This is a genomic window from Vescimonas sanitatis, assembly GCF_049060325.1.
Classification (GTDB): Bacteria; Bacillota; Clostridia; order Oscillospirales; family Oscillospiraceae; genus Vescimonas; species Vescimonas sanitatis.
In genome coordinates this window covers 283641-301320 of the sequence record NZ_JBMGPW010000001.1, presented here as the reverse complement: position 1 = coordinate 301320, position 17680 = coordinate 283641, and the positions used below count along the sequence as shown (strand labels likewise).

23 protein-coding genes and 1 pseudogene are annotated in these 17680 nt (G+C 56.3%); 7 read left to right on the top strand and 17 right to left on the bottom strand.

Annotation, left to right across the window (positions count from 1 at the left end; translation table 11 throughout):
* Positions 1–3: 3 nt before the first annotated feature.
* From ACOMDU_RS01605 to ACOMDU_RS01575, 7 genes are all read right to left on the bottom strand, one after another.
* A complete protein-coding gene (locus ACOMDU_RS01605) occupies positions 4–366 on the bottom strand; it encodes a hypothetical protein (protein WP_421128730.1) in 363 nt (120 codons plus the stop codon).
* 44 nt (positions 367–410) lie between these two features.
* On the bottom strand, positions 411–737 hold the full coding sequence (locus ACOMDU_RS01600) for a hypothetical protein (protein ID WP_421128729.1): 327 nt from the start codon (positions 735–737) through the stop codon (positions 411–413).
* A 2-nt stretch (positions 738–739) separates the two neighbouring features.
* Positions 740–1006: a hypothetical protein gene (locus tag ACOMDU_RS01595; RefSeq protein ID WP_421128728.1), complete on the bottom strand. Its 267-nt coding sequence runs from the start codon at positions 1004–1006 to the stop codon at positions 740–742.
* Positions 967–1503, bottom strand: a complete 537-nt coding sequence (locus ACOMDU_RS01590) for a 3D domain-containing protein (RefSeq protein WP_421128727.1) — start codon at positions 1501–1503, stop codon at positions 967–969. Before ACOMDU_RS01590 ends, ACOMDU_RS01595 begins: the two co-directional genes overlap by 40 nt.
* Positions 1504–1585: 82 nt before the next feature.
* Positions 1586–1804 carry a hypothetical protein gene (locus ACOMDU_RS01585; protein ID WP_421128726.1) on the bottom strand — a complete coding sequence of 73 codons (219 nt, stop codon included), beginning with the start codon at positions 1802–1804 and terminating at the stop codon, positions 1586–1588.
* 50 nt (positions 1805–1854) lie between these two features.
* Positions 1855–2511 carry a DUF6273 domain-containing protein gene (locus ACOMDU_RS01580; protein WP_421128725.1) on the bottom strand — a complete coding sequence of 219 codons (657 nt, stop codon included), beginning with the start codon at positions 2509–2511 and terminating at the stop codon, positions 1855–1857.
* A gap of 22 nt (positions 2512–2533) precedes the next feature.
* A complete protein-coding gene (locus tag ACOMDU_RS01575; protein WP_421128724.1) occupies positions 2534–2722 on the bottom strand; it encodes a hypothetical protein in 189 nt (62 codons plus the stop codon).
* A 108-nt stretch (positions 2723–2830) separates the two neighbouring features.
* Between ACOMDU_RS01575 and ACOMDU_RS01570 the strand changes: the two genes are divergently transcribed.
* Genes ACOMDU_RS01570 through ACOMDU_RS01560 form a run of 3 tightly spaced genes read left to right on the top strand, consistent with a single transcriptional unit; the run spans position 2831 to position 4426 of the window.
* Positions 2831–3511 (top strand): hypothetical protein, encoded by a 681-nt coding sequence (locus tag ACOMDU_RS01570; RefSeq protein ID WP_421128723.1) that lies wholly within the window; start codon positions 2831–2833, stop codon positions 3509–3511.
* Positions 3512–3565: 54 nt separating this feature from the next.
* The gene (locus ACOMDU_RS01565; protein ID WP_421128722.1) at positions 3566–4216 is read left to right on the top strand and encodes a cysteine peptidase family C39 domain-containing protein; all 651 of its coding nucleotides are present in this window, start codon (positions 3566–3568) and stop codon (positions 4214–4216) included.
* Between the two features lie 30 nt (positions 4217–4246).
* Positions 4247–4426, top strand: coding sequence for a hypothetical protein (locus tag ACOMDU_RS01560; RefSeq protein ID WP_421128721.1), 180 nt, complete (start codon positions 4247–4249; stop codon positions 4424–4426).
* Positions 4427–4459: 33 nt separating this feature from the next.
* Here ACOMDU_RS01560 and ACOMDU_RS01555 read toward each other — a convergent pair whose 3' ends face one another.
* Positions 4460–4681, bottom strand: a complete 222-nt coding sequence (locus ACOMDU_RS01555; RefSeq protein WP_421128720.1) for a helix-turn-helix transcriptional regulator — start codon at positions 4679–4681, stop codon at positions 4460–4462.
* Between the two features lie 140 nt (positions 4682–4821).
* Here ACOMDU_RS01555 and ACOMDU_RS01550 point away from each other — a divergent pair, with 140 nt between their 5' ends.
* From ACOMDU_RS01550 to ACOMDU_RS01535, 4 genes and pseudogenes are all read left to right on the top strand, one after another.
* Positions 4822–5160: a helix-turn-helix transcriptional regulator gene (locus ACOMDU_RS01550; protein ID WP_421128719.1), complete on the top strand. Its 339-nt coding sequence runs from the start codon at positions 4822–4824 to the stop codon at positions 5158–5160.
* A 273-nt stretch (positions 5161–5433) separates the two neighbouring features.
* Positions 5434–6054 carry a helix-turn-helix domain-containing protein gene (locus ACOMDU_RS01545; RefSeq protein ID WP_421128718.1) on the top strand — a complete coding sequence of 207 codons (621 nt, stop codon included), beginning with the start codon at positions 5434–5436 and terminating at the stop codon, positions 6052–6054.
* Positions 6047–7504, top strand: a complete 1458-nt coding sequence (locus ACOMDU_RS01540) for a recombinase family protein (RefSeq protein ID WP_421128717.1) — start codon at positions 6047–6049, stop codon at positions 7502–7504. Before ACOMDU_RS01545 ends, ACOMDU_RS01540 begins: the two co-directional genes overlap by 8 nt.
* Positions 7450–7983: pseudogene (locus ACOMDU_RS01535) on the top strand (manganese catalase family protein); the annotation flags it as partial. The gene ACOMDU_RS01540 and the pseudogene ACOMDU_RS01535, both read left to right, overlap by 55 nt.
* Positions 7984–8095: 112 nt before the next feature.
* Here ACOMDU_RS01535 and ACOMDU_RS01530 read toward each other — a convergent pair.
* The 9 genes from ACOMDU_RS01530 to ACOMDU_RS01490 form a co-directional block, all read right to left on the bottom strand.
* Positions 8096–8788: an ABC transporter ATP-binding protein gene (locus ACOMDU_RS01530; RefSeq protein ID WP_421128716.1), complete on the bottom strand. Its 693-nt coding sequence runs from the start codon at positions 8786–8788 to the stop codon at positions 8096–8098.
* A 3-nt stretch (positions 8789–8791) separates the two neighbouring features.
* Positions 8792–9922, bottom strand: a complete 1131-nt coding sequence (locus tag ACOMDU_RS01525; protein ID WP_421128715.1) for a hypothetical protein — start codon at positions 9920–9922, stop codon at positions 8792–8794.
* A 1-nt stretch (position 9923) separates the two neighbouring features.
* Positions 9924–10925 carry a hypothetical protein gene (locus ACOMDU_RS01520; RefSeq protein ID WP_421128714.1) on the bottom strand — a complete coding sequence of 334 codons (1002 nt, stop codon included), beginning with the start codon at positions 10923–10925 and terminating at the stop codon, positions 9924–9926.
* A 19-nt stretch (positions 10926–10944) separates the two neighbouring features.
* Complete coding sequence (locus ACOMDU_RS01515) at positions 10945–11580, bottom strand: ABC transporter ATP-binding protein (RefSeq protein ID WP_177801878.1); 636 nt, start codon at positions 11578–11580, stop codon at positions 10945–10947.
* Positions 11577–13520 (bottom strand): hypothetical protein, encoded by a 1944-nt coding sequence (locus tag ACOMDU_RS01510; RefSeq protein ID WP_421128713.1) that lies wholly within the window; start codon positions 13518–13520, stop codon positions 11577–11579. The genes ACOMDU_RS01515 and ACOMDU_RS01510 overlap by 4 nt, the downstream gene beginning before the upstream one ends.
* Before the next feature lie 123 nt (positions 13521–13643).
* Positions 13644–14594: a zf-HC2 domain-containing protein gene (locus ACOMDU_RS01505; RefSeq protein WP_421128712.1), complete on the bottom strand. Its 951-nt coding sequence runs from the start codon at positions 14592–14594 to the stop codon at positions 13644–13646.
* A complete protein-coding gene (locus ACOMDU_RS01500; RefSeq protein WP_421128711.1) occupies positions 14584–15087 on the bottom strand; it encodes an RNA polymerase sigma factor in 504 nt (167 codons plus the stop codon). The genes ACOMDU_RS01505 and ACOMDU_RS01500 overlap by 11 nt, the downstream gene beginning before the upstream one ends.
* Positions 15088–15283: 196 nt before the next feature.
* A complete protein-coding gene (locus tag ACOMDU_RS01495; protein WP_421128710.1) occupies positions 15284–16264 on the bottom strand; it encodes a sigma-70 family RNA polymerase sigma factor in 981 nt (326 codons plus the stop codon).
* Complete coding sequence (locus ACOMDU_RS01490; RefSeq protein WP_421128709.1) at positions 16261–17556, bottom strand: DUF6076 domain-containing protein; 1296 nt, start codon at positions 17554–17556, stop codon at positions 16261–16263. The genes ACOMDU_RS01495 and ACOMDU_RS01490 overlap by 4 nt, the downstream gene beginning before the upstream one ends.
* Positions 17557–17680 lie beyond the last annotated feature (124 nt).

Sequence of the window (17680 nt, the reverse complement as noted above, 5' to 3'; positions counted from 1 at the left end):
CGCTCACCAGAAGTCCGCCAGATCCAGCACCACGGCCTTGCGCTCCTGGGGTGCCGCCGGGACTACGTCGTGCTCGCACATGGCAATGGACAGCTTCATGGTCACCACGCAGCCGGGGAAGAAGAACGCCGCCGCCCGCTTGTAGGCCTCAAGGTCGCTCAGGCTGCCGCCCACGCCCTTCAGTACGGTCTTGACGCAGTCCTCCACGCTGCCGCCCTGTGCCACCGCCTGGGCGAACTCCGCATCCTGTCGGCAGAAGTCCTCCAGCGCCGCCACCACCGGTTTGAACACCACGGCCTCCCGTTGGCCCGTCGGCGTCTTGGCGCCGTGCAGCTTGCCCAGCGCCCTGTCTAAATACTCGTTCATCGCACAGTTCCTCCTGTTTGTCTGTTTGTCTCTCGCCCGGCCCCTCAGTATCCGGCATATAGCCGCCGGAAGTAGTCCTTCCTGGCGGCGGCCCTCCGCTGCTCCTCTATGCGGATGATGCTGATGCAGTCGTCGCACAGCGGGCCGGAGCCGTGAAAGATCTTGCCGCACCGCTGGCACACGTTCCGCACCACAGGCAGCTTCTCCCGCAGCTCGCACCGGGCGGCCACCTTGGCCCACGGCACACCCCACAGGTGCGCCGCCTCCACCGTGGCCAGCTCCCAGTTGGGGGCGATCACCGGCACGTCGTAGTGGCCATCGCACTGTACCCACCACAGGAAGTCGTCTTTTTTGCCCTTTCCCTCGGCCATATTCACCGTCCCCTTCCGCGCATCCGGGCCTTTTCGGCCTTGGTGCTGAACTCGTTGATCTTGCGCCGCTGGTAGCGGTCTATCTCCTTCTCCCGCCGGTAGGCGGTCAGCTTCACCCGTTCCTCTGCCCTGGCGGCCTCCACCTCGGCGTACTTCCCGCAGCGGTAGCTCCCGTCCTCGTTCCTTCCGTGGCAGCCGACGTAGCGTTCCGTGCAGTGCAGGCAGGGCTTCAGCTCGGCATTTCTCCCTGTCTTAGGTCGGTTGTCCATGTTACCAGCTCCCTTCTGGCGCCGGCCGCGGCGGCGTCCTCGTGGCTCATCAGCACATCCACCACATAGCCGCGCACGCCAGTGTCCAGCGCCTTGTAGGTCTTTTCGCCTATAGTCACGGTGCTGCCCAGCGGGATGATGTCCGGATCCACCGCCACCGCCTCGCCGGGGTGTACCCACTCTCCGCTGGCGGTCAGCACAAGGTCGCCGCAGCGGTTGAGGTGGCTGTACGGCGTGCAGCAGGCGCAGTAGCCCGTCACCGTGAACACGCCGGTGCTTTCCGTGACCTCCGGCTCCAGCAGGACCGCCATCTCCTGCGGCTCCTGCGCGGTGCCCTCCGGTGCCGGTCTGCTGCTTAGCAGCCAGATCAGCTCCACCGCCAGCAGCACCGTCAGCACGGCGGCCACCGCCCACAGGGCATTCCGCAGCCGCCGGATGCGGCAGGCGTGGCTGTAGGCCCGCGCCCGCCGGTTCCGTTCCATCCGTGTCTCTGTCACCGGCCCAGCGCCTCCACGCATTTCAGCACCGCCCCAGCCAGCCACGCCGCGCCGATATAGGCGCATATCCATCCGAAGGCGCTCATACCGCCAGCCTCCCCATCGTGTCCTCCGACCAGGTCTCGATGCGGTCCGTGTCCCGCACCTGCACCTGGTAGGCCCACGCGCCGTTCCGCTTCGTGGCCCGGAGTACCGTGCCTATGGGCGGGTGCCCGCCGTTTCTCTCCGCAGCCGCCGGGGTGAGGCACACCGTCTGCTCCCCTTCGGCGAACTTGGCGCCGCGGCTCTTTCTCTTGTTCATGCTCTGCTCCTTTCGTATCCCCGGCTTGCGCCGGGGGATGGCCTTTTCGATCAGTCCTGCGCCGGCTCCGCCGTCTTGGCCTTGATGCCGATGCGAAAGCCGGGGGCGACGCCAAGCGAAAAGCCGGCAGGGTAGTAGTTCGCGGCGCCCGACGTGTACACATAGCAGAAAATGCTGCTGGTGCTGGCATACGGCGAGCGCAGCCAGGCATACCACAGGTACGCTTTCCGGTCGGCCTGACTCTCGGCAAAGAACGGCAGGGGCTTGTCCGGCGTATCGTCCCGCTGCATCCAGTCCGGCGCGTCCTTGCCGAACACCTCCACCGCGGACATGGGCCACAGCTTGTCCGTGCAGGTGTACACCTCGCCGTCCACCGTCTGTACGATAGTGCGCGCAAGCAGCAGCGCCGCCATCTCCTCCGGCAGCAGGGGCAGGAGCTCCTCGTTGAGGCGCTCTCTGGCGTCGCTCTCCGGATAGTTCACATAGTCGGTGTTCCACCAGCGGCGGCCGTCGTACATGGCCATGTCCCGCACGCCCTTAAAAAGGCAGCCGGTAAGGACGCCGTCGGCGATGTCCGCCACCACAAAGGCGGCGTCCTTGCCGTTCTTGAGTTGGAAGGCGACCTCGTCACCCACGCGCAGCGCCGCCAGCTTCTCCGGGCGGGTGAAGTCCTCCGCGCTCCAAATGGTCAAAGTCTCATGTTTCATGTTGTTTTCCTCCTGTTGTTGATTATTTTCCCCCGGCCTCCGCCGGGTAGAAATTCGCACGTCCGGCAAAAAAGGTATTCAGCACCGTGACCTGGATAGCCGTCGCCAGCTGGCCCCGCCGGGCTTCGTCCAGCGTGTCCACATCGGTCTCCACGCCGTTCACCTTCACATAGGCCTTCACCGTGATGGGCGGCCGTTCCCGCTTCGACATATTGTCACTCCCCTTTCCTGCCATCCTATGCCCCGCCGGGATTGTCCTATGGCTTCTTGCCAGTCTTTCGCAAATGTGATATAATCAATTTGAAAGGTGGGATTATTTATGGAGAAAAGTATCGCTACCCAGTTCCAAGGCGAAATGAACGCAGTGGTTTTCTACGATGAGTCAGAAACCTGTCCCCTTTGCCACTATGCCATTTTACCTAACTTAATTGGAACTTCGTGGTATAGAGATAACGGAGGTAAACGACACCTCGCGATCCTTTATACCTGCCCGCACTGCTGCCGCCCCTTTGTTGCTCATTTCATTGACAGCGACCCAGAGGGTAAGACTATGCAGCCCCAGCTTGATTACTGCGGGCCTAAGCTATATTCCGAGCAGCAGTTCGATGTCAATATTCAAGGTTTATCGCCCCAGTTCGTAAAAATTTACAACCAAGCCTTTGAGGCGGAGAACCAGCAGCTTGACGAAATTGCCGGTATCGGTTATCGGAAGGCCCTGGAGTTCTTGGTCAAGGACTATTGCAAACACATGCATCCCGGCGAAAGCGACGAGATAGAGCGCACTTGGCTGAAAACGTGCATTATTAAGTTCATTCCGCAGCAATCGATCCAGACACTCGCCAGCCGTGCCGCTTGGATCGGCAACGATGAAGCGCATTACACTCGAAAGCACGAGGATCGTGATATAGCAGATATGAAAAGCTTTATTCAAGCCATGGTGCATTTTATCGGGATGGAGCTCGTCGTCGAGGACGCCGCTTCTATGGAGCCAGCGCATTGACCAGCGATCAGCCACGCTGGTGCGGTATGCTAAAATGAAAGGGGATCGAATAATATGATTACTTCTCGCCGTCTGCCCCATCGCAGGCAGTCTGACCAGGGGCGAAACTGTGGCGCAGCTTGCCTTGCCATGCTGCTTGAGCATTACAAAATTCGGCCAAGCAAATTGAAAGAAATCACATCTCAAGTCTCCGCCCCTGGTTGGAACGGAGAACCAATGTGCTATAACAGCCTTATCGCCCGATACGCACAGAAGCGCGGCCTATATTGTTCGGTCGTTTCCGCGAGAGACCCGCGAACTTTTATCCCTTTTTGTCTCGAACAGGGGCTTGAGCTGTTTGTGAATTACCATCCGGATCCCAAAGATCCTTCGGCCCATTACTCTTTTGTGTCCTATGTGGCAGATGATAAGGTTTACCTAAACGATCCTCAGCTCGACGCTCCATTAGGCGTCAATTACGAGGTTCCTATGGATACGCTATGCCAAGGATTACAGAAGCGCGGCTCCGAAGACGAGCTTGCCATATCCAACACAATTCTCGTATTCGCAAAAGAGAACTCCGATGTCCCCGTGAGATACATCCCCGATGGCGATAATCGTTTTCCCTTTTTCGAGTGCATCGGCGACAAGGCCATCTGTGTTTTAGCCCCATTTACCGGCCAATGGATCGAAGTCAGCAAGCTCCTTGCGGCCCCCACGCCGTGATATACCGGCGTAAATGGGAGGTGCTTCGCCTTGAAGAAACTGCTCGTAGCGCTCTCGGCACTGCTCTTTTGCTACTTGGCATGGGACGATCTCGTTTTGCTCGTCACGAGTACCAAGTTCTGGCTCGGCATCGTGGAGACTGTCATTGCCTTTGCGATCCCGGTCATCATCTACGAGTGGGCCATGCGTTCCCGGAAGAAAAAGAAATAGTCCCCTGCCGACCGCGTCCTTCCGGGCGCGGTCTTATTTATGTCGAAACTCTACTTTTTGTAGAGTTCCGCCAAAAAAAATAGTATCGAAACTTACGCCGGTGACCGCCGCGATCATCTTTCCCTGCGAGATGGTCGCTGTCTCCGGATGTGCCTCTATGCGCCTGTAGGTATCGCGGGAAACGCCCAGTCTTTCAGCCATTTCCATCTGCGTCAGTCCGGCGAATTGCCGTGCCATTTTGGGTGAGAATTGCATCTCGTTCACCTCCTTCTGCCTCACACTATACTCTACAATATGTAGGATGTCAAGAACTTTTTGTAGGAATATTATTTTTTGATGTTGCAATTTTCCTACATTTAGTATATGCTGTACCCATAAACACGGAGGTGATGCTTATGCCCATCGGTGAAAATATCAAGAGTTTACGCGAGTCTCGCGGCCTCACACAGGCACAATTAGGCGACGCCGTCGGTGTCTCGGACAAAGCTGTATCCACATGGGAGTCCGGCAAACGTGAGCCCAGAATGGGCGCAGTGGAAAAGCTGGCCGCGTTCTTCGGTGTCGATAAGAGTGAGCTCCTCTTTGGTGCCAGCTATGAAAAAACCGCCGCCATGCCCGGCGACGGTCTTTCCCCTCTGGATGTCAAGCTGATCGAGCTGCTGCACTGTCTGACCGAGGATCAGAAGTGTCTGCTGCTGGCCCAGATAGAGACTCTATTAAGCCAACGAGGATGAGGACCTTCTCGTCCTCTGTCAGTAGTTGGAACCTTTCCAGTATTCTGTCATCTAAACTCATTTCTCTCCCCTTTACGTCCGGCTTCCTGCGCCCTTCTGCATTCATTATCCTGCCGGCGCATCGCAAAAGTCAATGAGCTATCATGACAATTTCTGCTCTATTTTAACAATTCGCGTTTTTTCTCGCTTTTTTCCTGCCCGTATGCGGGCAAATAATTGTCCATATTGGGGAATTGCTCCCCAATATGGGTAATTCATGTAAGGAGGGGCACTATGTCCGTTATTGACGAGTTATCCCCATACATCCGCGCATACCCCGAAGCTTTCCGCACGGCGCGGGCCCGCTGCGGCCTCACCAACGAGGAATTGTCCGAGCGCTCCGGCGTTCCCTACTCCACCGTCCGCAACGCGCAAAGCGGCAACGGCGGTGTTACCATCGTGCAGGCGGCAGCGCTGGCCCGCGTCCTGAGCCTGTCCATCGATGAGATGTTCGGTGCGGTCAAGCCGGAGGCGGAGCAGCAGCGTGCAGAGCTGGAGCAGCGTATCCGTGCTCTTGAGCTGGAGCTGGCGGACCGCAACGGCGAGATCCGCAGTCTGCGGGACGGCAGCAGCATCCTCCGGTACGAGTTGACCAGGCAAGTCTATGTGCTCATCATCTTGTGCTCGCTGCTGTCCATCGTTGCCGCAGGCTACCTCATCTGGGACTTTCACCTCCCCACCGCCGGTCTTGTCATCGGCGGCAATATGTCTCCGGGCGCGTGGTTCGTGTTGCTGACTGTGCTGATCGCCGTTTACGTCATGGTCCGCTGCCTGCTTCGTATGTCCTCCCTGTATACCAAGCGATCCCACACCGTTTTCATCGGCCACGAGCCGGGAGGTGACGAGCATGACTGATTTGAAAATCGCCGCAGCCTATATCCGCGTTTCCACCGATGATCAGGTGGAGCTCTCCCCCGCCTCCCAGCTGGTGGAGATACGCAAGTGGGGCACGGCCAATGGATACCTTGTCCCCGACGAGTTCGTTTTCGTGGACGAGGCGAAGTCCGGGCGTAAGGTCACCGGGCGTGACGAGTTCCGCCGGCTCATCGCCACCGCCAAGACCAAACCCAAGCCCTTTGACGCCATCCTCCTGTGGAAGTTCTCCCGCTTCGCACGCAACCGGGACGATGCAGTATACTATAAGTCCATCCTCCGCAAGCAGCTGAAGATCGAGGTCATCTCCATCAAGGAACCCATCGAGGACGGCAAAATGGGCGTCATTATGGAGTCCATGATCGAGGCCATGGATGAGTATTACTCCATCAACCTGGCCGAGGACGTTAAGCGCGGCATGGAGGAAAAGCACCGCCGTGGCGAGCTGCAGGCCACGCCGTCCTTCGGGTACACCGTCCTCGACAATGTGTTGGTCCCTGTGCCGGAGGAAGCCGTATATGTGCAGGAGATATTCTCCCGCTTCGTTTCCGGTGAGGGTTTTTACTCCATCGCAAGGTGGCTCAACTCCATGGGCGTCAAGACGCACCGCGGCAGCACCTTCGCAAACCGAACCGTCGAATACATCCTCCGTAATCCGGTGTACATAGGCAAGCTGCGATGGAACCCTGCCGGCCGTAGCCGCCGGGACTATGCGGATCCGAATATCATCGTGACTGACGGCAAGCATGAGCCCCTTGTCTCTGAGGAAACATTCCAGCAGGCGCAGACGCGCATCGCGCAGCTGAAGGCCGCCATGCCCTACAAGGCCCGGCCCCTCGGCAGCAACAAGGACTGGATCAGCGGCTTGGTCCGCTGCGCTTCCTGCGGTTCCACGCTTATCTTTGCCAAGCCCCATTATTGGAAGTGCAACAACTATGTGCGTGGCCGCTGCCGCGCCTCCCAGCACATTTCCTCCGATCTGCTGAAAAAAGCCATCCTCGACCGGCTCCACATGGACGCTGCGGCGTCCGCCCCTCTGAGCTACGAGGTGCTGCGCGTCAATGGGCGTGACGGTGATACCACCGCCGCCCTTCGGACACAGCGTGCGTCGCTGGAGCGCCGTCTGGAGCGCCTTCGTGAGGCCTTCCTCGCCGGCGTCGATACCGTGGAGGAATACCGGCAGTTGAAGGAGGACGCACAGGCACAGATCCAGCGCATCGACCAGGAACTTTCCGCGGCCGCCGCAGAGAACCGCCGGGCCGGTGATGTCTCAATCATGCGCTCCGCCATCAGCGACGCCCTGGCAGTCATCGAGAACGAGGACGCCTCGCTGGAGCAGCGCTGCAACGCCGCCCGATCCATCATCGACCGCATCACATGGGACAAGGCGCAGAACCTCCTAACCATCCACTACCGGCTCATGCTGGAATAATTTTTGCCCCTAATCGTAGTCTGTTACCATCCGGTGGCCCGGACGGTGAATTGGGAGCTTCTCTGCGCTATCTCAGCCAGCGGTACTCCATGCCCTACGCTGAGTTGAAGGGCCTGCTTACCGACATCGGCACAGAGGAACTGGGACACCTGGAGATGGTGGGGACTATTGTTCACCAGTTGACGCGAAACCTGTCCGACGAGGACATCCGGACTGCCGGATTTGACGCCTACTTTGTGGACCATACTACGGGAGTCTATCCCACCGCGGCGTCCGGTTTTCCCTGGTCGGCAGGCTCCATCGGCGTTACCGGCGACATGATCGCCGACCTGACGGAGGATCTGGCCGCCGAACAGAAGGCGCGCCTGACCTACGACAACATTCTGCGCCTGTCCGATGATCCGGACGTCAACGATGCCATCAAGTTCCTGCGTGCCCGGGAGATCGTCCACTTCCAGCGCTTCGGCGAAGCAAAGCGTACAAGATGGAGAGTTACCAAAAGAGCTGCTGAACAGAACAGCCGCAAGTCATCAAAAATGGTGGCTTGCGGCTGTTTGACTCTGAAATCCCTGGTAATGGGCGCACACCCTCTCACAGCAAAGTTTCTCCGTTTCCCTCAATGCAGCCATCCACCATCTGAACGATCCTGTCACAGCGTTCGGCAATCGAAGGGTCGTGCGTAACGATGATCAGCGTCTTGCCGCTTTCCTTGCAGAGCCGCATGAGGATGTCCATGACATTCGCTTTGTTCGCCGCGTCCAGTGAACCGGTGGGTTCGTCCGCAAGGATGATCGGCTGGTCACAGACGATTGCACGGGCGATTGCCACCCGCTGCCGCTCTCCACCGGACAATTTGCCTGCCTTGCGGTTCAGCTTGTCTGATATGTCCAGCTTCTGCGCGATCTCCCTGATTCGGGGCTTGTGCTCCCTGCGCTTGATCTGCCTGTTGTAAAGCAAGGGGATTCGGATGTTGTGATATACGGTTTCATCGTCCAGCAGGGCGAAGTCCTGCACAATATAGCCGAACGAGGCATTTCGGAAAGCGCTGCACCGCCTGTCGCTCATGTTCAGGACTTCCTTTCCGTTCACGGCGACGCTTCCGGAATCCGGCTTCAAAATCAGACCGATAATGTTCAAAAGTGTGGACTTGCCGCTGCCGGAAGGTCCGACAATGGCGACGGCTTCGCCGCTTTCCACGGAAAGATCGGCGTGATTCACCGCTTTTACGGTATAGTGGCTGGTTTCATAGCTCTTGCAGGCTTGTGTAACGGTGATTCCCGGCATAGTTCATTCCCTCCTTAATCCCTGTGAAAATTTAGATACAAAACGCTGCTGCACAATACTTGTGACAAGGAACGCCGAGCCCATGGTGGCTGCGAATACCATGAGAAGATTCAGCGGCGACGCAAGCCTGTTCAATGACAGGATCAGGAGCGTTCCCGCAAGCGGGATCACATGGTATCCCAACACGAACAGATACATCCTTGCAAAGATAAACCGCTGTGTTGCGCCAAACAGATGATGCACCGCATATTCCGGGATCCTGCGTCGCAAGATGCGATAGGTGTTCAGCAGCAGCGCACCGAATAAAACCAGCGTGGACATGATGTAGAACAGAAGATACGCCTGATGGGTGCGGGTGCTGCTTGCGGCGGAAAGCCGCAAAAAGTTTTCCGTTGACTGTATCTCCGCATAGGCGGAATAGTTTTGATACAGGAACGACCTGACATCGGCGGTGCTTTCCTCTGTGGGTTCGGCAAGAATCAGACGGTCTATGAACATGTCCACCGATACGTGTGGAAACGCCGCGAGGGAAAGGGCATCCCCACAGGATGGCGAGAAAACATAGAGCGTTTTCTTCAAATTCTCCGATGCGGGCGGAATGTAGTGCAGCGGATGGTAAACGTCCATATCGGATGGAACAACGGTCACTGTGCATTCGTGATCTCCGATGCGGAGCGTCTTTCCTTTGTCCCCGGCGCAGTCCGGCGAAACCGCGGCGATGGGTGCATCGCTGCCTGCCGGAAACGGGAATGCTGTCAGCCGAGTATAGGCGCCCACATAAACGATGGTCTGCTGATACCCGCCGATGCCGGGGAGAAGGACGAGGCTGCCGAGGTTGTCATGCTTTTGAAACAGATCCACGAGGCCCTGCTGCCGCCCACTGCCTGTGCTGATAGGCTGTGCGGTAGCTTTCCGGTCAGCCGCTGTCATAAGACTGCTCAAATCCTTTACCCGCACCATGCTCACATCGTTTTGCGTAAAGCGACGGATTGCATCATTTTGTGACGCGACATGCTGGTAGCTCAATCCCACCAGCACGAAAGCCATAATGGACATTGCGGTTAAAAAGCCGTAAAAAATGACCCATCCGGCATCCTTGACCAAATCCCGGATCACCTGCCTGATCAGTGTCATATCATCTTCCCCCTTTCCCCAACCGTGCGGCTGTTCCGCAGTAGCCCGCCCAGTTCAAAATCAGTGAGAACAGTACAAACCCTGCCGTAGTACCTATCAGCAGCGTGGTCAGATCACTGTCCGGCATATAGGTCAGCCCCTGGTACAGCGCCACGCCGAAAAGCAGAGCAGCCGTCAGTGCAATACCCATCGCCGTAAGGGTGGAGCGGAGGAACAGCCGTGCTTTTGACAGCCCAAACAAATGATAGATTTGATAGCGGCGGTCATTTTCCCGATACATGGTCAGCACCACATAGGAGAAGCAAAAGATCAAACCGAGCATGGCAGCGGAAATCGCTCTGGAAAGAACGCTGTCCGTCAGAAGCTTCGCCGCCAGCGCGGGAAGGCTCAAACGCTGCCGCTGGTCAGTGACCGTATAGCCGCTATTCTCAAATAGTGCCGTCAGACCACTGGTGTCCGTGCCATCTGTGAAGTACATTCCATCCTTCGCCTCGCTCATGGACAACGGATAGAGAAACCCTGCATTGGAGATAACGGAAGGCACATCCTGTTCCCGATAGGTTCCCAGTACAGGCAGCCCCAGCGCGTCCGGCAAAAACCGTCCGTCGCGCACATAGGTTTCCGAAAAAGCCGCGTCCTCTGCGGTTAATACGCCCTGCGCATCACAAGGCAGCGAAAGCCCGATGGCTTCACGGAGCCAATCCGAACCGTCCAGAATGCCGCAGCCTGCGGCAAACCCGTTCTTGTATAGGATTGTCACCTCGTTTTCCAATGCCCAGTGTTCCAGGAGCACATAAAGCTCATCGGACGGCGCGGCGGCGCTTGGCGTGCCTGCGTCCTCCTCCGGATGAAGGTATGTCCGGGAGACGTCCGCGACAGTAAAGGATTGCAAGCCCGACACGGGGCTGAAATAGTAGTCCGAGTAAATGATGGAAATGCCAAGCCCTATGCTCGCAAGAATCAGGATCGAGCACAGCAGGGCAGCCCAGCTCTTTTTTCGCATAGCTTTACCCTCCGTCCTCTCACAGCGCAATATGCCGTGTGGCGCAATCGCTCACATAGGGATCATGGGTCACAACAACAATGGTTTTTCCTTGTCGGTTCAGCTCTTTGAGAATGTCCATCACATAGCTGCGGTTGCGCTCGTCCAGACTGCCCGTAGGCTCATCCGCAAGGATAATGTCGGGGGATTTTGCAATGATTTTTGCCAGCGCCACCCGCTGCTGCTCACCGCCGCTCAAGGTGTAGACCTTACGACGCTCATAGCCCGAAAGCCCCACCTGTGCCAGCGCATCCGCGATGCGTTCTTTCTCTGCCTTGCCCTTTGCTTTACCGAACCGGGTGGCGAGCTTCATGTTGGCTTCCACGGTGTCGGTGTCCACCAGCCCGTAATTCTGAAACAGGTAGGACAGCTTGTGCCGCCGCAGATGAACCGCAGCGCGGGAGGAAAAGGACGGGTTTCTTGCGCCGCAGAGGGTGACGCTGCCGCTGTCCGGCGTTTCCAGCAGTCCTATGATGTTCAGGAGAGTTGTTTTTCCGGCTCCGCTTTCGCCCTTGATGGCGACAAACTCTCCGGCTTCAATATGCAGCGAGTAATCCCGAAACAGGACTTTTTCCCCGAAGCGTTTATTGATATTGGATAAAGTGATGGCAGTCATGCTTCCGCTCCTTTCACAATCTGATAGAGGTTCTTCCGGGCAATGCTGCCGCAAGCCAACAGCGTGATCAGCAGCTCCGCGAGAAGCGTACCCAGCAGGATATTGTAGTCAAGCTCGATGGCGAGCTTTAAGAGCAGCAGCCCTGCCGCTACCGCCCCATAGTACAGCACCGTCAGCACGAGATGGGTGCGAATACAGCTCAAAAGGGAATGCCCTTCAATCAGGCGACAGGCGATCCTGTCCCTGTAATTGTCGCAATAGAGCCTTGCGCCGAATAAGATCAGGCAGAACAGCCCGATCAGCAGCACCAAAGCCTGTACGCCCCAAATCATCAGCATATAGGTCAGATGATGGAGCATTTTATCAAAGGTGGCGGCGACGGTCGGTGTGGAAACGGTCGCCGCGTCAATACCCGTTTCCCGCAGGATGGGCAGCAGCTCCGCATACGGATCATCAGTGGGAACATAGAGGAAATACGCCCCCTGTGAACACCATGCTTCGATGAAAAGCCCGTCCAGCAGGTCACCTTCCTTGACTACAAGGATGGGCGCGGGCAGAGCGCCGTTTCCCCCAAGCCCTGTGCTGGCGTTATAGGAGTATATGTCAGACGCTTTATCATCGTAGAGGACAATATTCACATCCCCGGAATTTCCCCAGCTCGCGCCGCGCTCCCGTACCTCATCCCGCCTGTATTCCTTGGACTTCGGAAGCAGAATATTCACATGGGTATCGGAAAGCAGAGCGTCACCGATCTGCTCCCCGTCCGGCGCATAGATGGGGTTGAACGCAAGGTAGTTTCGGTTGATGTGGGCATAATCCTGACCGTATGCCTCTCCCAGCATTTTCCCTTCAAACAGGTCGTAATTAAAATCGTTGGCTGCCATGAGTATTCCATTGTAGCGATCCACTGTGGCATAATAGAACGCCAGATAATCCGCGCCCTCCGGTGCTCTGCCGGAATTAACATTGTTCAGAGGGACAGTCACATAGCCCTTTGTCTTTTGCGAACAGAACTCCGCTGCATGGAAGGTGTTGTAGATCTGCGTGATGTTCCGCATGGCAATGGTGAGAGAGAATAGAATAAAGATTAGAAAAGCAGCTTTCGCAAGCGTGTTTGTAATGTAGATTCCGCGCTTTGGAACTTTGCCCTTCACATACTCCGCGCTGCGCTGCCCAGAGAGGAACAGCAGGGAGAGCAGGATGCCCAGTATCAGAGGAACGAGCAGCCACAGACAATCCCCCAGCAGGAACAGCCCAAATTGCCAGGTCGCCACCGGATGAAGCCACACGGCGCAAATCATGGCGGCGGCAAAAATCAGCAGAAAGCAAAGACACAAAGCAGGGGCAAAGGCTTTGATCTCTCCCAGCAGGATATTCCCCGTGGTATAGCCCTCCATTTTTTTCAGCACATTTTTTTTGCCTGCGGACAGGGTGTAGAATACGATACTGACGCAGAGCATAAAGGCAGGAATGAACAGGAAATAAAGCGGCAGTTTGGTAGACAAAAGCCTTTCGTTGGTTGCTGTTACGGAATAGCCCAAGCCTTTCAGCGCATGAAGCACCGCGTCAAGCTGCCCTTCCGCCACATACCAGGTCGCGGCGGTCAAGTCATGCTGCCGCGCCTGCATGAGTGGATAGATGGCGGTATCTTGAAACAGCGAGGACAGATGCAGTGCCATAGCTCCCGGCTGCTTTGCAGTGGAAAAGAACTCGTCCGATTCCAGCCTCACGCTCCCTTTCCCGGTAGAAACGGAAAGAAAGCTGTCGGTATGGCTGGTCTTATAGTAGCGGTACAGTGGCTTGTCCCCATCCAGCTCCGCGTAGCGGTACATAATGTCTGCGCCGATCTTTCCGAGTGCAGTATCTATCTGTCCCAAAAATTCGCGGTTGCTCAATGTCTCCGGCTTTTCGAGGATTACCGCCCGCTTATCCAGTATCATACTTTCCTCTGCGTCCTGTGCAAAATTGAACAGGGATAGTACCGAAAGCACGGTCATACAGACGGCAAAGCAAAAGATCACAAGTTTTCTCATGGTACACCTACTTTCCAAATGGTCAGACCGCTATTCGTTCTCACCCTCTCTTTTTATACCCCGCAGCTCTTTTACGTTATAAAAAATACTCAATGCCAGCAGCATAGCGCAGTAGAACAGAACACCGACTGCAAGGATCAGTTGAAAGTCGCGCCATTCCGAACAGGATGCAGTGCGAAAGCCCATAACACACAGATGCCCCAGCCCGTATGCGATAGGGATCGGGAGCAGGTGCTCCACCCGGCGGCGGGATTTTTCTTTCCTGCGCAGCTTGAACCATACCCCGATAAGGATCAGGAACAGGGCGATGTTGAATAGCAGCCAATAGCCCAAAGAAAGCCCCGCCAAAGCGACCCAGCCGCCGCTGTCGGGCGCGGTGCCGTAGATGCACACCGAGCTGTTGCTGGAGCTTTCGGCGTGTCCGTTGATAAACTGCGTGAAATAAACGAGAAGCGGCTTGCCGCTCTCCGGCGCTGCGGTCACGGCCTGCGCGCCGGGTTTATGGAACGCTCTGTCCCATACGGAGGTCCACACCTCAAGATGGTAGACAGTGTTGCGATCATCGGGGTCGGCGATTTGTTGGAGCTTATAATTCGTGACCTCGTTGCTGAAAGAGAGCGTCACCGCACCGTTTGCTTCCTCTGTCACAGTCACCAGCTCTGGCGAATAGGCGAAGTATTCCGGCGCAGTCAGAAAGGAGACGACCGACAGCATCAGCGCCAGCAGCACCGCCGCCGTGCATAGGATGGTCTGCACCTTTTTCATCAGCAGTGCCTTTTTCAAGCGTTTCAGCGGCGCGGCATCCATGTCGGGCTGCGGCTCTGTTTGCACCTCCACAGGCTCCCGCAGTTTTTCAAGCTCCGCACGGCAGGCGGGGCAGCTTTCCAGATGCTCCTTTACAAACTCCGACGTATCCTCCGATACCATGTTTTCCACATACAGCGGCAGAATATCGCGGATGATACTGCATTCATTTTTCATCTTTGTCAACCTCCATTCCCTTTTGGATCATTTTTCGTGCGCGGTGATAGGTGACGCACGCCCAGTTTTCCGTCTTGTGAAACAGCTTCCCGATCTCCTTAAAGCTCAATTCGCCAAGGGTACGCCACATGAAAACCTCTTTGTACGGATCGGGAAGCTCATGTAGCAGATATTTTACCTGTTGGGCATTCTCGCTGCGCAGCAGCATTTCATCCGGTGATTCCTCCGCTTCCGATATAAGCTGTTCCATATCCGCTGTATGCTCTGTCCAGCGGCTTTGTTTCAGATGGGTATAGTAACAATTCTTTGCGATCTGACACAGCCACACCCGGATGTCGCAATCCCCCCGAAAGCTGTCAATGCGGCGAAGCGCACGGAAGAAGGCTTCGCTGGTAATATCCTCTGCCAGCCGTTCGTCCCCGCCGGACAGCCGTCGAACATAGAGAAACACATCCCGAAAATAGTCTTTGTATATCTGTTCAAAGTCCGTCACCTGCTCACCTCCTTGTCCCGTTCACTTATAAGACTGCGAAAAACGAAAAATCTTACAAAGAATTTTGTAAAAAATTTTGAGTTGACTACTTATCTTCCCATATTGCAAGACTGCCGCTCGGCAGTTTTCGCTGTCGGCGGCAGATTCGGCTATGCAGTAAGAGGACCATCCACAATCTTTACATACGCCTCCAGCTTTACTTTTCACAGGTATTGGAGCTCTCATTCTCGCCTAAGTATCGCTCTCCGTTTGCAACGGCTTCCTCCAGTATAGCATAGACCTCCGCCAAGGCGCGGACATACTGCGGAAAATTGCGCCGCAGCTCACTGTCCTCCCCCGGCAGCGGAATCGGTCTCTGCATCATACGATGAACAGCCCTCCACACTTGGAGCCTGCTGCCGGGATAGGATTTTCTTAGCTTCTCGACCGCGCGGTTCTTCGCCTTCTCCACGGCGGACTCCTTCATCATGTGATACATCCCGATCTCTTTCAAAGTTGCTTCCGGGTATCCGAACACGCCGCAGGTCTTGCCGAGAATGTCCCTGTCCTTCTTCGGCAGGGTGTCGAACAGCTCCCGGAGGAGTTCGATGCAGACCTTGCGGTACACGGCCTGCTCCGCCGAAACGGAGAGCATCCCCGGCATCAGCCGCTCGTAGGGATCGCCGTCATAGCCCTCCGGAACAAGATCATGCACACCGAGGAAATGGGTGTTGTAGCGAACATATCGGCTGACACGAGCCTCGGAGATGCCTAACTCCTCCGCGATTTCACCGGTATCCTTCCATGCGGCATGATACAGCCTCTGCGCCTGACGGACGGCAGACATCTCGTCCTTGCTCAGTGCCATGCAGCCAATATTCTGTTCCAGCCAGCGGGTCATGCGCCCCTTCAAATGCGGGTAAAGGTAGGTGGTGAGCGCGGCGCGGCTCTCGTCATATTCTCTGCTCTGAATCCGTGTCAGAAGCTCCACGGCGCCCTCGCCGCAGAGATCGTCCAGAATCGTTTTCGTATACGCGGAACACTGATTCGGATGATGCTGCTCCATTATCAGGCAGTTGAACTCCGCCGCAGCTTCCTTGGCGATGCCGCGGATCAGACCGATATTTTTATGGTACAGCTTTTCCAGCACAGCATCATCGCCGTCATAATATTGGCGAACCAGTTGCTCGTTGGTCATGATTGCTCACCCGCCTTTTCCTTCGGCGGACGGCCCCTCGGATTGGCCGTTCTGGTGATCCCACAGTGCTGGTAAACGCGCTCAGAGGAAATACGCTGCTCGAAAGCCTCTACGGAGATATTCGCGTCACGTAGAGCGTCATAGAGCAGATCCCGCACATAGTCCTTGGCTTTTCTTGTGTCCTCCTGTGAGATCGCACCCCGCTGCATATCCTTTGTGATGCGGGCAAAGGCGGTCACCTTGACTTTGACCTTGGGAATGTCCTTCGCCAGCTCCTTCTGCACCTCCACCGTGCCGAACTGCCGGCAGGTGTAGCCGGGCGCATGGGGACAGGCCCCTTCGCAGTACAAAGCATGGACACCGCTCTTGAGCAGAAAATACCGTCCGCAGATGATGCAGCGGCGGATGTTGTGCCCACTGTTCAGCGCCAGCATATAATCCGCTTTCATCAGCGCCTGCAAGCTGTCGGTCACATGCTCCTGACAGATAGCGATAGAGCCGTCCGGCAGCGGCCGCGGCACATAGGAAAGCTCGTAGGCATCGTGGGTCGTATAGCAGTCGCCGTTGTTGCGGATGGGATTGACGATCAGCTTCTCTGCGATGCGTTCATCATTGTAGAAGCCGTAGAGTGCTGCGGCATAGTCCTCTGGGCTGTTATGCTTCAGCTTGGACAGACTAAAGCTGATGAAATTCCGAATAGTACCGTTGAAAGCGCGAATGTCGTGAAGATATGTTTCATAACGGCGGATGTACTTTTTGTAATCACGCCATGCGCCCTTGGTAGAGCCGATGGCACGAAGCATTTCGTAATAAAAGGCATCGCCTTTTTCCAAAGCTGCTTCGCTCGGATGGAACAGGTCAGGCGGAACATCCTTGACCGTTTCACTGCGCGCGGAGATTTCATTCGCCACGCGCTCAAGTCGTTTCCGTTGTATCTCTTCTGACGGCGCATGCTCCTCTTTCGGAAACAAATCGAACTGCCCCGTGACCTCCCGTATGACAGAGAAGAAAGCGTCCTCGCTCTCGTCCAGCAGCAGGCGGAACACAGCGTAGCGGCGCAGCACTCCGCATAGCGCCGCCAACTCCTCATTCAGCTTCCACCAAAGCTCTATGCTCCCGCTTTGCTCATATTCCTCCGCAAGGCTGGTGACCTGCTTCATGCGTTTGCTCATGGGTCGATATTCGTCCGGCGACAGGTTCAGCAGATCGGCGGTCAACATACCGGCAGTGAACTGCTGACCGTATAGCTCCAGCGTACTGCCATAGGTGTAGAAAACGATGCTGCCCTCCATATGTGCCCCTCCTGGTAAAATCTGTCCTACATGAATTTTAATCTGTCCATGCTTTTTCTCAGCATAGCATAAATTCCTCCACAATACAAGCAGAGGGAAGAAACCACGCGCCGTCCCGTGGTAA

Bases quoted from the DNA above. Each gene is read 5' to 3' on its own strand.
- ACOMDU_RS01605 (WP_421128730.1), bottom strand. From the start codon at position 366: ATGAACGAGTATTTAGACAGGGCGCTGGGCAAGCTGCACGGCGCCAAG.
- ACOMDU_RS01600 (WP_421128729.1), bottom strand. From the start codon at position 737: ATGGCCGAGGGAAAGGGCAAAAAAGACGACTTCCTGTGGTGGGTACAG.
- ACOMDU_RS01595 (WP_421128728.1), bottom strand. From the start codon at position 1,006: ATGGACAACCGACCTAAGACAGGGAGAAATGCCGAGCTGAAGCCCTGC.
- ACOMDU_RS01585 (WP_421128726.1), bottom strand. From the start codon at position 1,804: ATGAACAAGAGAAAGAGCCGCGGCGCCAAGTTCGCCGAAGGGGAGCAG.
- ACOMDU_RS01580 (WP_421128725.1), bottom strand. From the start codon at position 2,511: ATGAAACATGAGACTTTGACCATTTGGAGCGCGGAGGACTTCACCCGC.
- ACOMDU_RS01575 (WP_421128724.1), bottom strand. From the start codon at position 2,722: ATGTCGAAGCGGGAACGGCCGCCCATCACGGTGAAGGCCTATGTGAAG.
- ACOMDU_RS01570 (WP_421128723.1), top strand. From the start codon at position 2,831: ATGGAGAAAAGTATCGCTACCCAGTTCCAAGGCGAAATGAACGCAGTG.
- ACOMDU_RS01565 (WP_421128722.1), top strand. From the start codon at position 3,566: ATGATTACTTCTCGCCGTCTGCCCCATCGCAGGCAGTCTGACCAGGGG.
- ACOMDU_RS01555 (WP_421128720.1), bottom strand. From the start codon at position 4,681: ATGCAATTCTCACCCAAAATGGCACGGCAATTCGCCGGACTGACGCAG.
- ACOMDU_RS01550 (WP_421128719.1), top strand. From the start codon at position 4,822: ATGCCCATCGGTGAAAATATCAAGAGTTTACGCGAGTCTCGCGGCCTC.
- ACOMDU_RS01545 (WP_421128718.1), top strand. From the start codon at position 5,434: ATGTCCGTTATTGACGAGTTATCCCCATACATCCGCGCATACCCCGAA.
- ACOMDU_RS01540 (WP_421128717.1), top strand. From the start codon at position 6,047: ATGACTGATTTGAAAATCGCCGCAGCCTATATCCGCGTTTCCACCGAT.
- ACOMDU_RS01530 (WP_421128716.1), bottom strand. From the start codon at position 8,788: ATGCCGGGAATCACCGTTACACAAGCCTGCAAGAGCTATGAAACCAGC.
- ACOMDU_RS01525 (WP_421128715.1), bottom strand. From the start codon at position 9,922: ATGACACTGATCAGGCAGGTGATCCGGGATTTGGTCAAGGATGCCGGA.
- ACOMDU_RS01520 (WP_421128714.1), bottom strand. From the start codon at position 10,925: ATGCGAAAAAAGAGCTGGGCTGCCCTGCTGTGCTCGATCCTGATTCTT.
- ACOMDU_RS01515 (WP_177801878.1), bottom strand. From the start codon at position 11,580: ATGACTGCCATCACTTTATCCAATATCAATAAACGCTTCGGGGAAAAA.
- ACOMDU_RS01510 (WP_421128713.1), bottom strand. From the start codon at position 13,520: ATGATACTGGATAAGCGGGCGGTAATCCTCGAAAAGCCGGAGACATTG.
- ACOMDU_RS01505 (WP_421128712.1), bottom strand. From the start codon at position 14,594: ATGAAAAATGAATGCAGTATCATCCGCGATATTCTGCCGCTGTATGTG.
- ACOMDU_RS01495 (WP_421128710.1), bottom strand. From the start codon at position 16,264: ATGACCAACGAGCAACTGGTTCGCCAATATTATGACGGCGATGATGCT.
- ACOMDU_RS01490 (WP_421128709.1), bottom strand. From the start codon at position 17,556: ATGGAGGGCAGCATCGTTTTCTACACCTATGGCAGTACGCTGGAGCTA.